At 44.1% G+C, this 15,968-nt stretch carries 13 protein-coding genes; 6 read left to right on the top strand and 7 right to left on the bottom strand.

The window, feature by feature from the left end; all coding sequences use genetic code 11:
* Positions 1–21 precede the first annotated feature (21 nt).
* The 5 genes from dnaE (at position 22) to cysE (ending at position 6,703) form a co-directional block, all read left to right on the top strand.
* A complete protein-coding gene (dnaE, locus tag HQR03_RS06945; RefSeq protein ID WP_173239655.1) occupies positions 22–3,738 on the top strand; it encodes a DNA polymerase III subunit alpha in 3,717 nt (1,238 codons plus the stop codon).
* Positions 3,739–3,793: 55 nt separating this feature from the next.
* On the top strand, positions 3,794–4,192 hold the full coding sequence (locus tag HQR03_RS06940) for an Hpt domain-containing protein (protein ID WP_173239654.1): 399 nt from the start codon (positions 3,794–3,796) through the stop codon (positions 4,190–4,192).
* Positions 4,192–5,064: an RNA methyltransferase gene (locus HQR03_RS06935; protein ID WP_173239653.1), complete on the top strand. Its 873-nt coding sequence runs from the start codon at positions 4,192–4,194 to the stop codon at positions 5,062–5,064. Before HQR03_RS06940 ends, HQR03_RS06935 begins: the two co-directional genes overlap by 1 nt.
* 100 nt (positions 5,065–5,164) lie before the next feature.
* Positions 5,165–5,608 (top strand): YtoQ family protein, encoded by a 444-nt coding sequence (locus HQR03_RS06930; RefSeq protein WP_173239652.1) that lies wholly within the window; start codon positions 5,165–5,167, stop codon positions 5,606–5,608.
* Positions 5,609–5,782: 174 nt separating this feature from the next.
* Entirely contained in the window at positions 5,783–6,703 is a 921-nt protein-coding gene (cysE, locus tag HQR03_RS06925) for a serine O-acetyltransferase (protein ID WP_173239651.1), read from the top strand.
* A gap of 97 nt (positions 6,704–6,800) precedes the next feature.
* On the opposite strand, the gene HQR03_RS06920 is transcribed toward cysE, so the two are convergent.
* On the bottom strand, positions 6,801–7,166 hold the full coding sequence (locus HQR03_RS06920; protein WP_173239650.1) for a DUF488 domain-containing protein: 366 nt from the start codon (positions 7,164–7,166) through the stop codon (positions 6,801–6,803).
* A 263-nt stretch (positions 7,167–7,429) separates the two neighbouring features.
* Between HQR03_RS06920 and HQR03_RS06915 the strand changes: the two genes are divergently transcribed.
* Complete coding sequence (locus HQR03_RS06915) at positions 7,430–8,164, top strand: glucose 1-dehydrogenase (RefSeq protein WP_173239649.1); 735 nt, start codon at positions 7,430–7,432, stop codon at positions 8,162–8,164.
* Between the two features lie 160 nt (positions 8,165–8,324).
* Here the strand turns inward: HQR03_RS06915 and HQR03_RS06910 are convergent, their stop codons facing one another.
* The 6 genes from HQR03_RS06910 to pheA form a co-directional block, all read right to left on the bottom strand.
* On the bottom strand, positions 8,325–8,858 hold the full coding sequence (locus HQR03_RS06910) for a 2-amino-4-hydroxy-6-hydroxymethyldihydropteridine diphosphokinase (RefSeq protein ID WP_173239648.1): 534 nt from the start codon (positions 8,856–8,858) through the stop codon (positions 8,325–8,327).
* Positions 8,851–9,270, bottom strand: a complete 420-nt coding sequence (gene folB, locus HQR03_RS06905; RefSeq protein WP_025652742.1) for a dihydroneopterin aldolase — start codon at positions 9,268–9,270, stop codon at positions 8,851–8,853. Before folB ends, HQR03_RS06910 begins: the two co-directional genes overlap by 8 nt.
* Positions 9,271–9,350: 80 nt before the next feature.
* Complete coding sequence (rarD, locus tag HQR03_RS06900) at positions 9,351–10,313, bottom strand: EamA family transporter RarD (RefSeq protein ID WP_173239647.1); 963 nt, start codon at positions 10,311–10,313, stop codon at positions 9,351–9,353.
* A 289-nt stretch (positions 10,314–10,602) separates the two neighbouring features.
* Positions 10,603–12,951: a bifunctional prephenate dehydrogenase/3-phosphoshikimate 1-carboxyvinyltransferase gene (locus tag HQR03_RS06895; RefSeq protein ID WP_418889568.1), complete on the bottom strand. Its 2,349-nt coding sequence runs from the start codon at positions 12,949–12,951 to the stop codon at positions 10,603–10,605.
* A 92-nt stretch (positions 12,952–13,043) separates the two neighbouring features.
* Positions 13,044–14,174: a histidinol-phosphate transaminase gene (gene hisC, locus HQR03_RS06890; RefSeq protein WP_025652739.1), complete on the bottom strand. Its 1,131-nt coding sequence runs from the start codon at positions 14,172–14,174 to the stop codon at positions 13,044–13,046.
* Positions 14,175–14,423: 249 nt separating this feature from the next.
* On the bottom strand, positions 14,424–15,599 hold the full coding sequence (pheA, locus tag HQR03_RS06885) for a prephenate dehydratase (RefSeq protein ID WP_173239646.1): 1,176 nt from the start codon (positions 15,597–15,599) through the stop codon (positions 14,424–14,426).
* Between the last annotated feature and the right edge of the window lie 369 nt (positions 15,600–15,968).

The following is a 15,968-nucleotide window of genomic DNA, read 5'->3' as shown; positions in this document are numbered from 1 at the left end:
TTGCATTAGTAAGAGTCCTCTATGGCATTTGTACACCTTGGCATTCACAGCGAATATTCAATTACCGATTCTATCGTGCGCATCAAGCCGCTTATCAAAGCTGCTGCCGCCGATAATCAATGTGCGCTGGCGTTAACTGATTTATCCAACCTTTATGCCACGGTGAAGTTCTATCGTGCCTGCCTAGGTGCTGGTATCAAACCGATTATCGGTAGCGAAGTCATCATGGAGAATGAGGACACGCGGCTAACCCTGCTAGCGATGGATAACGAGGGTTATCAAAACATTACCCGTATCGTCTCGCTTGGCTTCATTGAAGGACGCGCTGACGCTGCCAATCATGGTGTGCCTGTCATCAAACGCAGCCATATTTTAGAGCACGCAGCAGGTGTTATCGTTCTCTTCACCGAAAAATCAGATGTCGGTCAAGCGCTAGTCGGCTCTATGCCAGAAAAAGCTGATGAGCTGCTGACAGAATGGCAAGCACAGTTTGATGATCGCTTATACTTTGCCATCAAGCGTACCAATCGTTCAGGGGAAGACACCTTTATTCAGGCTGCTATCCACTCAGGTGCCAAACATAATATTCCTATTATTGCTCATAACGACGTACGCTTCTTAGAGCAAGACGATTTTGACGCCCATGAAGCACGCGTCTGTATCGCAGGCTCCTACGTGCTCGCTGACCAAAATCGTCCGCAAACCTATTCAGATGAGCAATATCTTAAAACCCAAGCACAGATGGAGCAGTTGTTTGATGATATTCCACAGGTTATTAATAATACTTTGCGTTTAGCAACCCGCTGTAATGTAACCTTGACCCTTGGTATTAACGTCCTGCCCGATTTTCCTGTCCCTGAAGGCGAAACGATTGAATCGTTTTTTCGCGCAGAGTCAATACGGGGCCTTAACAATCGATTAGATAAGCTATTTCCCGTTGAAGCACGTACTGATAACTGGAGCGATTTTCGCCAAAAGTATGATGAACGCTTAGAATATGAGCTGGAAGTTATCTTATCCATGGGCTTTCCCGGTTACTTCTTAATCGTGATGGACTTTATCCGCTGGGCAAAAGCCAATGGCGTACCCGTTGGACCCGGTCGTGGTTCTGGTGCAGGATCCTTGGTCGCTTATGCGTTAAACATTACCGACCTCGACCCTATCCATTACGACCTACTATTTGAGCGCTTCTTAAATCCTGAACGTGTCTCCATGCCCGATTTCGATATTGACTTTTGTATTGAAGGTCGTGACCGTGTTATTGATTATGTGGCGCAAACTTATGGGCGTGAAGCGGTCTCGCAAATTATAACCTTTGGTACCATGGCGGCAAAAGCAGTGGTACGAGATGTGGCGCGGGTACAAAGTAAATCGTACTTTCTTGCCAGCAAATTGTCTAAATTAATTCCAAAAACCCCCGGTATTACGCTCAGCCAAGCGCTCGAGCAAGAGCCACAGCTTAAAGACTTAATCTCCAATCCTGACAATATGGATTATGAAGATGCTATCGAAATTTGGGAGATGGCAATTAAGCTTGAAGGTGTCTGCCGAAACGTCGGTAAACATGCTGGTGGCGTACTAATCGCTCCGCATAAAATCACCGATTTTAGCGCCATTTATTGTGATGACGATGGTCACCGTGTTAGCCAGTTTGATAAAGATGATGTCGAAGCGGTTGGTCTGGTAAAGTTCGACTTTTTGGGTCTACGTAACTTAACCGTCATTAACGCTGCGGTAGAAAACATCAACTTGCGTCGTGCGAAAGAAGGCAAAGAAGCGTTGGTGTTAGAAGACTTGCCATTAGATGACAAAAAAGCCTACAAGCTCTTGCAAGATGCCAAGACTACTGCCGTCTTTCAGCTTGAAAGTATGGGTATGAAAAAGTATTTGGCGAAATTACAACCGACTAATATCGAAGATGTGATCGCCATGTGTGCGCTCTATCGTCCGGGTCCGCTCGATGCTGGCATGGTAGAGATGTATATTGATCGTAAACACGGTCGCGAGGAAGTCATCTATGACCATCCAAACCTTGAGCCAATATTAGAAAACACCAACGGCGTTATTGTCTATCAAGAACAGGTCATGCAAATCTCGCAGGTGATGGCAGGCTATAGCTTGGGCGGTGCGGATATGTTACGCCGGGCCATGGGTAAAAAGAAACCTGAAGAGATGGCCAAACAGCGCGATATTTTCGTCACTGGTGCAACCTCGCAAGGTATCGATGAAGTTACCTCAGGTGGCGTCTTTGATTTGATGGAAAAGTTTGCTGGTTACGGTTTTAACCGCTCGCATTCTGCCGCATATGGCGTGCTTGCTTATCAGACCGCTTATCTAAAGCAATACTACCCTGCCGAATTTATGGCAGCGGTATTGACATCAGATATGAACAACACCGACAACGTGGTGTTCTTTATCAACGACTGCCGTGAAAACTTTGATTTGACCGTCGTTAATCCATCGGTGAATCGTAGTGAATGGCATTTCGTCGCCGATACCCCGACCAATATCATTTATGGCTTGGGTGCGATTAAAGGCGTTGGCGAAGGTGCAGTTGAGTCTATCGTTGATGCGCGTCGCCGTGAAGGTCCGTTTAAAGATTTATATGACTTTTGCCGCCGAGTTGATATTAAAAAAGTCAATAAACGTACCCTTGAGGCATTAGTGAGTGCTGGGTGTTTTGATGACTTTGCGGCGACCCTACGTCCTGACTTACCAGCCGATGAAGCATACGAGATTCGTGGCGCGCTTATGAGTCAATTGCCAAGCGCCGTACAAGCCGCTGAGCAAGATCGCCAAAACAATGAGCTTGGCATGATGGATTTGTTTGGTGAAATGGACGGGGTGGTCGCAGCTCCGCCGTTGAAAATGACGCCAGAGCTGATTTGGGGAGACAAACACCGCCTTAAAGCTGAGAAGAATACTTTAGGTTTATATTTAACCGGACATCCTATTAATGAGTATTTGGATGAGATTAAACGCTACACCTCAGGCGCACGTCTCGATAAGCTAACGGACACTGGTTACAACGGTAGCTGCTATTTTGCAGGCTTAATTATCGATATCGCCAACTTTGGTAATCGTAATGTAATTATCTTAGATGACGGAACCTCAAGACTAGAAGTTAGCTGCTATGCTGAACGTTTTAACCGCGTCAAAGACCAGTTAAAGGTTGATGAAGTGGTCATCATCAAAGGCAGTATTCGAGAACGTGATGGTCGTCTGTTTGCGCGCCTTGATAATGCAATGAGCATGGTTGATGCACGCTTGCGCTGGCTGAAAAAAATCAGTATCAAAGTCCACGGCAGTGATATTAATCTGCTGACACGCTTGCAACCACTTCTTAAATCGGCGCAAGCGGATATCATACCTGCGCCACGCTTAGCTTATAACACTGATCAGGACGAACAAGAAGGCAATAGTAACAGTGCCGTTTACGACCCTGCAATGGGTGGCAGTTTGTACGATGAAGACGGCAATGACTTATTGGCGCTAGAAAATGACATCAATCAAGATGCGCTTCATCAAAATAGCAACAGCTATGCCAATAACGCTTTGAGCAATACAGACGACTCAATCAATGATAACTGTCTACCGCTGGGACTGAGTATTTATGAAGAGTATGGCATTGCTAATGTAGGGCTATCTGAGCATTGGCGCGTCTATCCTAATGATGACAACTTACAGCAGCTAAAAAGCATGATTAACGAAGAAAATATATATTTCCATTATAGTTAGCACTATAAATATAACGAATTAAAACCCCCATTCTGACCTTACTGGATATGTAATTATGACCGGAGCTGATGTTAAAAATAATATTATTAACAATGACTTAAATAATAGTTTAGACAATGACATTATTAATCATGAGCAATTTGAAGATATGCGTGATCTGTTTGAAGAAGATTTTGCAGAGTTGATACAGACTTATATTGCTGACAGTCAGCAGCGTACTGTAACCCTACGTGCGACACAAGCAGCCAATGATAATGCTAACGGTTTTGAAGCCGCTCATGCTCTTAAAGGAGCTAGTGCGAATATAGGTGCGACTCAATTGGTAGCGCTCAGTGATCAGTTGCAAGAATACTGCCGCGAGCGAAAGATTAACCAGCAAGCAGCTCTTATAGAAAACATATCATTGGCATTGCAGCACGCTGAACAAGAGATTAATAAAAGAATGAGTTACTAATGAGCACTTCTTCCTTACCAGCATCGCCTACCCCATCAATATCTACTGTTACTGATTACCTGTCTTGTTTGCAAGTTGTTATGGTCAATACCACCTTACCTGCTAACATCGGCTCAGCCGCACGCGCGATGCATACCATGGGATTATCTCGTTTGACAGTCGTTGATCCTAAGCTACCGATTGATGAAACCAGCGTCTCTCATGCAGCAGGCGGTAGTGAGCTGCTATCATCAGCTTTGATAGCGCCAACGCTAGAGTCTGCGATAGCAGATTGTCAGCTGGTCTTTGCCGCCAGTAGTCGCAGTCGTCATTTGCCGCGCCCTGTAGTAACGCCCACGCAAGCCGCCAAAATTATGTTCGATTTTATCGATAAGCAGTCCACTTTTTCTACTGATAAACCTAATATCGCCGTTTTGTTTGGTCGTGAAGATCGCGGTCTAACCAACGAAGAGCTGGCTTATGCAGATTACCATATTCAAATAGATGCCAATCCTGCCTATCCAGTGCTTAATGTGGCATCAGCTGTCCAAGTGATTGCCAGTTTTATCTTTTCTTACGCACAAACACATATTAAAACTGATAGCGAAGCCGATTATGATAAATTAGATGTGACTGATAGTCTAGAGACGATAGGACAACCTATGCTCAATACTTATACACGCCAGCAATGGGATGAGCCAGCGATTACTCAGCAGCAGTTGCAACAGCTTACTGAGCGTACCACCGCATTAATGGTTCAACGCAAATTGGCTGACAGTGAAAACTTAAAATCATTACCATCAAGACTGTCTCGACTTGGCTCACGTATCCAGCTCGATCAAAAAGAATACCAACTACTAAGCGCACTTATTGCCAAGCTTGCAAAAGACTAAATCTTCTAAGGCGCAAAGTTTGGGGCATTGAGTGTTTGGCATTATCAGCACTAGTACTGTTTTATAAGTCATATGGTTTAATAATAAAAAGGAGTTAACAGTGAACTGGACTGTTTATTTATCTGGAGAGATACACAGCGACTGGCGGCAGAAAATTATGCAAGGTGCGAAGGATTATGGTCTTGCTATTACCTTTACCTCCGCCGTGACTGAACACGAAGCCAGCGACGCAGCCGGTGATGTGCTTGGTAAAGAGGAAAATGGATTCTGGCGCGACCATCAGTCATCAAAGGTGAATGCGATTCGTACCAAAAATATGATTCAAAAATGTGATATTGCCATAATTCGCTTTGGTGATAAATACAAACAGTGGAACGCCGCCTTTGACGCGGGCTACTGCGCCGCTTTGGGTAAACCTTATATCACGCTACATGCTGAAGATATTATTCATCCGCTAAAAGAAGTGGATGCGGCTGCAATGGCATGGGCGCAAACGCCTGAACAGGTTGTCGAACTGCTAAAATATGTTACCAGTGACAGCTAAGTAACCTGTGCAAGTCGCCTATGTAAGTCACCTATGATTGTCTATAGAAAAATCGCCACTGCTTGGTGTTTATCTATAAACAATCTGTTTTAATTTATTATTCATCGCTATATTTTGTACTGCGAAACTGCTATAACTAAAGAGATTGTCATCAAAAATACGATAGGACGCTTTATGTCATTGCCATCCAAATTGTTCAAATCGCTTGCCAGCATCAAAAAAGACCTAAAAGAAGATATCGATGCGGTATTCACCCGCGATCCTGCAGCGCGTAATAGCTTGGAAGTCATCTTAACCTATCCTGGCATCCACGCGCTTATTTTGCATCGCGGGGCACATTATCTGTGGCAACATGAGCAAAAGCTCGCTGCTCGCGTTATTTCTTACGGTTCGCGTATCATCACAGGCATTGAAATTCATCCGGCTGCCAAAATTGGTAAGCGATTCTTTATCGATCATGGGGTTGGCGTGGTCATTGGTGAAACAGCAGAAATTGGTAATGACGTCACGCTTTATCATGGCGTCACCCTCGGCGGCGTCTCGCAAAATAATGGCAAGCGTCACCCAACCTTAGAAGATGGAGTGACAGTCGGGGCTGGTGCAAAAGTATTGGGCCCATTTACTGTGGGTAAGAATGCCAAAATCGGCTCCAATGCTGTGGTTGTCAAACCCGTCCCAGCAAATGCCACCATGGTCGGTAGTGCGGCTCGCATGATTTCGGACTATCATGATGAAAAAGGCAATCCGATCGCGACTAAGGTAAAGGACGCCAAACAGCAAGAAAAAGCCGCTCAAGCAGGTAAGATAAATCAAGGCAATCCAGACAATATTGAAAGCAATACTACCAGTGCTGCACGGGCCACAACCTTTCAGGCTTATGGTATCGACCCCTCTTCACAAGACCCAGTTGCTGAAGCATTTTCTAAAATGCTCGAACATATTCAGCAATCAGAAAATCGTCTTGATCAATTACAAGCAGCGATGTGCAAAATTGACCCTAAGTTTTGCGAAAAAGAATATGACAAACTATGCTTAAAAGACCTTGATGTGATTGGTCAAAGTGATATAGATAATGCGGACATTGAGCAGAAATAGTCATAAATTTTGATAGACTAAAGTGACTGTTTGTATTGTTTATAATGCTTCTTATGTTGCTTTTAATATTTACAAACAGTCATCACCAACACTTTTATCAGTCTAGTGCTTTTTTAATCCATTCTTTTAGCACGACTGCTTGATTGTGTTCTTCGTCTTTTGCGCCATAAACCAAAGTAACATTATGCTTTTTGAGCTGAGTTTTTACTTTATCTAAAAACGCATCTTTAATGTCATTATCTTCTAATTCTTTTTTATATGACTTTTTAAAATCGTTAAATTTATCTTTATCATGACCGAAACGCTCCCTGAGTTCATCTGAAGGCGCTATCTCCTTTGGCCACCAGCTAAAGCTTAAGTCTTCTTTTTTGATACCTCTAGGCCAAAGACGATCCACCAATATATTATATCCATCCTCTTCGCCTTTCTCAATATAGGCTCTTCGTATTTTAACTTCATACATAACGGTTAAATCCTTTTTTGTTCTGAATAGTTTGTCTGGCTATTCGGTAAGCCTTTGCGCCCAAAAGTGCAAACTAACCTGTCATTAATCTTAACATAACTATTGCGTGCCTAAAATGATCGATCAGACAGTAATAGTTCAAACTCTTCAAACAAATTTAATGATTTTACTGATCTGAGACAAGTCTTTAAGGTTCACTACTGAATAGTAAGACCTGGTGGCTTATACTTCTCATTATTCATAACTAAAAAACAGGAAAACTCATGGCTCGTTTACAAGACAAAGTAATCATTATCACTGGCGCGGCACAAGGTATGGGCGAGACTCATGCGCGTTTGTGTATGCAAGAAGGTGCGAAAGTGGTATTGACCGATATTAATTCTGATAAAGGCGAAGCGTTGGCAAAAGAGCTTGGTGATAACACCCTCTTTATCAAGCATGATGTCACCAATGAAGACGATTGGGCACAAGTCGTTAAAGCAACTCAAGAAAAATTTGGTCAAATCGATGTGTTGGTCAATAATGCAGGTATCACTACGCACAAATCTATCTTAGATACCTCAGTAGCAGACTATCGTAAGATTCTAGAGATTAACCAAGTGTCGGTCTTTTTAGGCATGAAAGCGGTTATTCCAACGATGAAATCCGCCAAACAAGGCTCTATCATCAATATCTCATCGATTAATGGCTTAGTTGGCGGCGCTATCGGTTATACCGATTCTAAATTTGCGGTACGTGGGATGACCAAAGCGGCAGCATTAGAGTGCGCCCCTCACGGCATTCGCGTGAACTCCATTCATCCAGGCGTCATTGCCACACCGATGATTATGCAAGGCGATAACAAAGATGCGGTTGAAGCTTTTGCCAAAACCATTCCAATGAGACGTGTGGCGCAGCCCGAAGAAGTCAGCGGCATGGTGCTATTCTTAGCGTCAGATGACTCTAGTTATTCAACCGGCTCAGAATTTATCGTTGATGGTGGGTTGACTGCGCAGTAAGACTTTTTACGCTAAACCATGTAAATTTGATAAAAGCTGGGCATATTGCTCAGCTTTTATTTTGAGATTTTTTCAGAAAAATATTAAGCCTTCGAACACGAAGCCTTTAATAACTTTTACTTGATTCTTGATAACATCTCAGCTGCTGCATTTGACCTCTTCAAAGCCCACTCAAAATCAATTCTTCAATCCCTGCTCTTTCATGCGTTTTAAAAGGATAGCGATCTGCCATGATTATCCATTGGTTCAAGCTTTTAGATGTTGTATTTCTGCTTAGGCTATTTTGATTATCATCTAATTTTATTAGTAAAATATCGATATCCATGGTGACTTGCTTTATGGATGTCTGAGCTTCTGTTAGACGCTGTCTGTTACACTCACTTTCAAAATTTTTAAAGGTCTGCTGCAACTGTTGTAACGGTATCGGCGACGTTAGTGAAATATAGACACATTGATTGGTATAGTCAGGTTTTGGGTGTTCCAGCGTCGCCGTAAAGTCAGGGTTTTGAAATGCCGTAGATAGCTGTATTTCGCCCAAAACGGCTAATTTTTTTCGGACACACGGTAAGTGTTTTTCAGCTTGATAATTGCTACCCAATGCCAATAGCACTGCCGTCACCGACTGTGTTTGCAGCAGTTCAGGCGCATACGTTTGTAAGCCATCAAGATTTAAATGAGTCAGTGCTTTATGCATTATCAGATTGGCTATTGTCGTTTGCCGCTGACTCAGTTGCTGATGCTTTAGCATAACGGGTGATTTGTACCCCAACGGCATCCGCTTGCTTGATTGCCGTCGGCTTGGCAATGCTTAACGTCACTTTATGACTCGCATATTTTTCCAGCAGCTTATCAGCGATTTGCCCGGCTAGGTGTTCAAGCAACTGTGCCTTAATCGCTTTGCACCATTCGCTCACATCATCACAGACCGCTTTGTAATTGAGCGCATCATGGACATCGTCTGAAACAGCAGCTTTACTAATATCTGTTTCAAGCGTTATATCAATTAGGAGCGGCTGCGTAATAGCGCGCTCCCACGCGTAAACACCAATGACTGCTTCTACTGTTAAGCCTTTGACAAATACCACATCAGATTCGGTATGAAACATGCGCTCATCCTTATTTATTAATTTTTGACTGAGCTTTTTAATTTAAGTCTTTCGCCCAAAATTTTATTTACTTTGTTTTTTTATTTACTCTGCTGCAATGCTTCTTCGCGCAAGCGCTCGGCTTTTAATGCTTTACTAGGGCGATGACGCCACAAGTCAATGCTGAATAATAACAGTCCTAGCCAAATCAAACCAAAAACGGCTAAACGGTTTAAGTCAAAAGGTTCTTTATAATAAAACACCGCCAAGAAGAAAATAAAGGTCGGCGTCAGATAATTCATAAAACTTAAAATACTATAAGCGACTAGCTTAGTCGATCTATTAAATAGTAATAGCGGTATCAGCGTAATGGGACCTGCTATCATAAGCAACCAAATATTTGGGGTAAACCAAAAACTCAGCTGGCTACTGACCACATCCGCTTGCCAAAACCACCAAATAAAGATGGGTACCAACATGGTCGTTTCAACAAACATTGCATCGACTGCGGTCAATGGCGTTTGGCGCTGAATCGTACCGTAAGTACTAAAGCTAAAGGCAAGAATGAGCGATAGCCATGGCAGACTACCGAGCATCACGACTTGAATGACCACAGACAATAGCGCAAAACCAATCGCGACCCATTGTAAAGGTCGCAGGCGCTCTTTGAATAAAATCATCGATAACGCCACGCCAACGAGCGGGCCAATAAAATACCCCAAGCTCGCCTCAAGTATCTGATCGTGATTGACCGCCCATACATAGGTGAGCCAATTGGTGGCGATAATAATACCTGACAAAAAGGTCAAGGCTATCCATTTTGGATTTTGTTTTAAGGTATTTATCCACTGCCAGCGTTTGGTCACGACCACAACGATGAGCAAACAGGCAAACGTCCAAACAATGCGATGACCGATGATTTCTGTCGCGTTATAAGCGGCCAATTGTTTAAAATATAAAGGAAATGCACCCCATATACAAAAAGCGATCAGCGCAGTGACGATACCACTTCTCGTAGTTTTGATTGGAACGACTGGTTTTTTGACGACATTTTGAGTAGTCATAAGGCAAGACAACTTAAATTAGAGCAAAGCGCGACCTCACCTAATGTTTATCAATAATGAAAACTTAGCGGTAAGAGCGCAGGGTTACTACATATAGGGTAGAAAGTAAAAAGCAATGCGTTAATACTATTAAAGTATCAACACATTGCTGACGATAACCACGTTGAAAATAACTTTTATATCAAGGTCAAGAAAGGCTAAAAAGCAGCCTTGCTGGCTTCATTAAATCCAGAAGTCAACATCTCAAAAGCCAATAATACTGCTTATCAAACTATTAGGGTTTTTAGCATTAGGCTACACCATTATCCACTTGAATAGACATACCGATTTGATTGGCAAGTTCAGCAAACCCTGGAAAACTGGTATTGACGGTCTCAACGCCTTCAATGGTAATCTGCTTGGATGCGCGTAAGCTGGCAACCGCAAAGCTCATAGCAATACGATGATCATGATGTGAGGTAATTTGACCGCCACCGAAGACTGGCTGGCTGTTATTAACCTCATTAACATCAACATTACTGCCCTTGCCTTCAATACCTTTACCTTCAATAATTAGACCATCTTCAGTCACGGTGCAATCGATACCAAGCGTTTGTAGACCGTCTGCCATCACGGCAATGCGATCTGATTCTTTAACGCGCAACTCTTTTGCACCCGTTAATACTGTACGACCTTGGGCACAGCTAGCAGCAATGAATAAGACTGGAAACTCATCAATCGCTAAAGGCACTAAGTATTCTGGAATCTCAATACCTTTTAGTTTTGAGCTACGAATCGTGATATCTGCTACTGGCTCACCGCCCACATGCGTCTCATGGCTTAGGCTAATATCAGCATTCATCAGTTGTAAGATATCGATAATACCCGTACGTGTCGGATTAATACCCACTTGCGTTAAGGTCAATTCGCTATCTTGACTAATAGCAGCGGCTACCATAAAGAAGGCCGCCGATGAGATATCCGCAGGGACAGCGATATCACCGCCTGTGAGCGTGCCACCCCCTTCAACGCTAATGCGATTGCCATCAACAGTCACAGGATAACCAAAGGCTGAGAGCATACGTTCGGTATGGTCACGGCTAACTTCAGGTTGAATGACAGTCGTTGTGCCTTTTGCCCACAGTCCAGCCAGCAATAAGCAAGACTTAACCTGTGCAGACGCGACTGGCATATCATACTCAGCCCCTTGCAGCGGCTGTCCGACACTATCACGACCAATGATACTTAGCGGCGCAGTACCGCTATGACCCGTACTTTGAATCACGGCACCCATGGCGCGCAATGGCGCTGCGACACGCTCCATAGGGCGCTTGTTTAAACTCGTATCACCGATCAACACACTATCAAATGCTTGTGCCGCCAAGATACCTGCCAGCAGCCGCATACTAGTACCCGAATTGCCCATATATAATGGCGTTTTGCTTGGCTTTAAACCATTCATACCAACGCCATGGATGGTCAATTTGCCTTTATCAGGGCCTTCAATGCTCACGCCCATATCACGAAAAGCTTGCAAGGTGGCAAGCGCATCTTCCCCTTCCAAAAATCCTGTGACATTGGTCACCCCTGTCGCAAGGCTACCGAGCATGATACTGCGATGCGAGATAGACTTGTCACCAGGAATGTTAATGGTGCCAGAGACGGTATTGCTGGGAGTAATATTATAAGAAGCTGACATGGCAGAAGTATCCGTATAAGGAGTGCTGGCTAACATATGGCCAAAATGTCGCCGTGCGGCTTGCGCGCGGCCCAAAAGTCCCATCAGGGCGGTTGAATCTTTATCAATAATAAGCTGACGCATGGTCTGTAAATAAACGCCATACTCGTCAAGAGCGCTTACGATGGCGCTTTGATTGGCAAAAAATATATCATGCCACATTTTAGGATCGCTGGCAGCAATACGGCTAAAGTCACGAAAGCCGCCCGCGGCATAACGAAACATATCTAAATTGTCATCATGGCTTGCCAGCTGCTCGACCAGATTAAACGCCAGCAAATGCGGCAAATGACTGGTATGCGCCAAAATAGAATCATGATGGTCAGCGGACATCGCCATCACTGAAGCGCCCACTGCTTCCCATAACTGCCGCAATCTAGCAATAGCGGCAGAATCCGTCGTTGGCAGCTCACATATAATCACGCTATGATTGACAAATAATGTGGCACGCCGCGCATGATACCCTGAATCTTCGGCACCAGCAATCGGATGCGCAGGTACCAATCCTGTCGGCAAAGCCCCAAATACTTCTTTGGCAGCTTCAATGATATTGACCTTGGTACTACAGACATCGGTAATGATGCAATCGGACACAAGCTGACCATTATCCATAGCGGATTTGATATCGACAAACACGGCTTTCACCGCTTGTACTGGTACGGCGATGACAATTAAGTCACTGCCTGATACCACGTCACTTAAGATAGCACTACCCGCATCTAGCAAACCATGCTGAATGGCTTCGTCGATGCTTGGCGCATGTCGATCTACCGCCACCAAGCGCGCGCTTAAACCATGGTCTTTGATGGCTTGGGCAAGGCTGGCACCGATAAGTCCGAGACCGATGACACAAACCTGCTTAAATAACGGCGGCTGGGTATTGATAGCGGACTGCCTATTATTATTTTGATCATTTTGAATGTTTTGCTGGCAACTCACGGCGTTTCTCTTTGAACAAACGAACGTCTTGTTAGGTGATATAAACTGACATTCATTTTATAAAGTTTAATTGTCTAATCATCAGTCAGTATAGAGCGTAGTGTATCAATCAGGCGCATATTGTCTTCTGCCACGCCTACCGTGATACGCAACCAAGTAGGCAAGCCATAGCCTACCAATGGCCGCACGATGACCCCTTGCTCAAGTAATGCTTGATTGATCGATAGCGCATTTTCATCGTCCATTTCTACCATGATAAAATTGGCATGCGACTTAACAAAACCCAACCCTAAAGCATCAAACTGCTTTTCTAACCAGCGCATTTGCTCTTCGTTGGTCAAGCGTACTTTTTCAATGAAATCTTGATCACCAAGTGCTGCTGCGGCGGCCGCCAGTCCAACACGACTGACATTAAATGGCTGACGGATACGGTTTAATAAATCCGCAACTGCTACCGAGCTTAGTGCATAGCCAACTCGCAGACCTGCTAATCCATACGCTTTGGAGAAGGTGCGAACGATGACCACATTATCAAAATCCTCGATTAGCGCTCTGTTATTACTCTCAGGACTGTACTCAATATAGGCTTCATCCAATACCACCAATACTGAGCTTGGCACACCTGCGACGAACTGACGCAGCGCTTTATGCTCAAGCTGTGTTCCGGTTGGGTTGTTAGGATTGGCAATAAAGACAATTTTGGTATTAGGATTGTCCTGAACCGCTTGGCTCATGGCGTTGAGATCATGACCAAAACGCTGCGCGGGCACTTCTACGCCCGTCGCGCCTTGCATTTTTGCTAGCATCGAATAAACCACAAAGGCATACTGGCTATAGACGATCGCGTCATCCGTACCCACAAAACTACGCGCCAAGATATCGAGCAAATCGTTAGAGCCATTGCCCAAGGTGATCTGATCGATATTCACATCATTAAAATCAGCCAATGCTTGCTTTAGGTAGTAACCATTACCATCAGGATAACGCGCCAGCTGACTAAGCTGCTCTGTCACTGCCAACGTCACTTGCGGTGAGCAGCCCATTGGATTCTCATTGCTAGCAAGCTTCACCACATCTGAGACGCCATATTCGCGCGTCAACTCTTCCACCGGCTTGCCTGTTTGATACGGAGCAAGCTCTAAGATACTGTCATAGGCAGGTATGAGCGGTGATAAATTTGACTCAGTCGATTGAGGTGTCTGCATGGTTTATCCTTAGAAGTGATGACGCATCTACGATTTATTGATACTAATGAGTAATTTAACGAGTCTTTCGAGCACAAACCAGCGCTGTAGAATTGCTTCAATTTAAAGTAGTTGATTCGATTTAAAAGAGCAACAAGGACAGATAGTTATAGTCGGTTCAATGCAAAAGTGGTACAAGGCAACCAAGCGTACAGCTATATTTAATACTTCAAGCAAGGTTAACGCTGTCACACTTTTATAGTGAATTGACTATAGCACGGCTTTTGGGTATGAACCCAACACACGTAAATCCTTCACTAACGGGCGAATATCATTGATGGCCGCACTGACATTTGGATCGTTGATATGACCGTCCATATCAATAAAGAAGACATAGGCCCATTTATTAGGACGTTCAGGACGCGTCTCAATACTGGTCATCGACACGCCATGATAAGACAAGGGCTTTAAGATTTCGATAAGCGCGCCCGCTTTGTCATGAGCTGAGACGACGATAGAGGTTTTATCCTGTCCTGATGGCGCAATCGCTTCGTGACCGATGATAAGGAAGCGTGTGGTGTTGCTTGGATTGTCTTCAATATTTGAGTAAAGCTTATGCAAGTCATACTCTGCGGCTGCGACATCCCCTGCAATTGCTGCTGAATGCCATTCATTTTTGAGTCGACGTGCGGCTTCACCATTGCTCGATACAGCGACACGCTCAACATTGGGATAATTGACATCGAGCCAATGACGGCACTGGGCTAGTGACTGCTGATGCGAATAAATACGGCTGAGACCGTCAAGCTTGGTGTGCTCAGCGACCAAGAAGTTTTGATGAATGGGCAGCTCAACTTCCCCAATTATCTTTAAGGTAGAAGACAAAAAGCCATCCAAAGTATGATTGACCACACCCTCTGATGAGTTTTCAACCGGCACAACGCCATACATTGCCGTCCCCGCTTCGACTTCACGGAATACATCAGTGATAGTCGTCATTGGTACGGTATCAGCCGCTTTACCAAAATGCTTGAGGGCGGCGGCATGAGTAAAGGTGCCAACTGGACCCAAAAAGGCAATACGTTGCGGCGCTTCTAGATCTAAGCACACCGACATAATTTCACGAAACAAACGGGCCATTTTTTCATCAGCGATTGGACCAGTATTACGTGCCATCACGGCTTTTAGTACTTGAGCTTCACGTTCTGGGCGATAAAAAATAGGATTGCTTTTTTCAGCCGCAGGACTTTTTGCTATGTGCTCTTTTTTGACCGTCGCCACTTGCTGAGCCAGTTTGGCACGGTTGTTGATCAGCGTTTGAATGTCGCAGTCTACGCTATCAATACTGTGGCGCAGCTGATCTAAAAACTCTTTTTCGCTTGAGTTATCGCTTGCGCTGCTTTTATTTAGGTTGTCCATTTTTTGCTCTGGTGACTGCTCACTCATTACCGCCCATCCTTTTTCTAATATTATTACTGAGTTTTATAACTGTTAATAATCACTGTTTTTATGTTTGCATATAATTATATTTATTGATAACTGAGTCCAACCATATTGATAGTCCCTGTTTGCTAAACCAGTTTATCAACATAGGCTGCTTTGCCCGCTTTATTCTAACGCTGCTCGCCGATACGGCTCATGGATTACTCTGTTAATACAACAGAAGATGTGCTGGCCGGCTCTACTATAACAAAAACTACGCGCAGTGCCCATTCGTAAATGCGTGTAAAGCATCGAACCGTCATAAATATTAGCACAGTTATCCAATTTGGCAGCCATGTACGGGGAACTATAATTGATTAAATTTAAAAGTAG

It is taken from the genome of Psychrobacter okhotskensis (assembly GCF_013248965.1).
GTDB classification, from domain to species: domain Bacteria; phylum Pseudomonadota; class Gammaproteobacteria; order Pseudomonadales; family Moraxellaceae; genus Psychrobacter; species Psychrobacter okhotskensis.
Note: the sequence above shows the minus strand (reverse complement) of the source record. Positions and strands in the feature narration are given on the sequence as shown.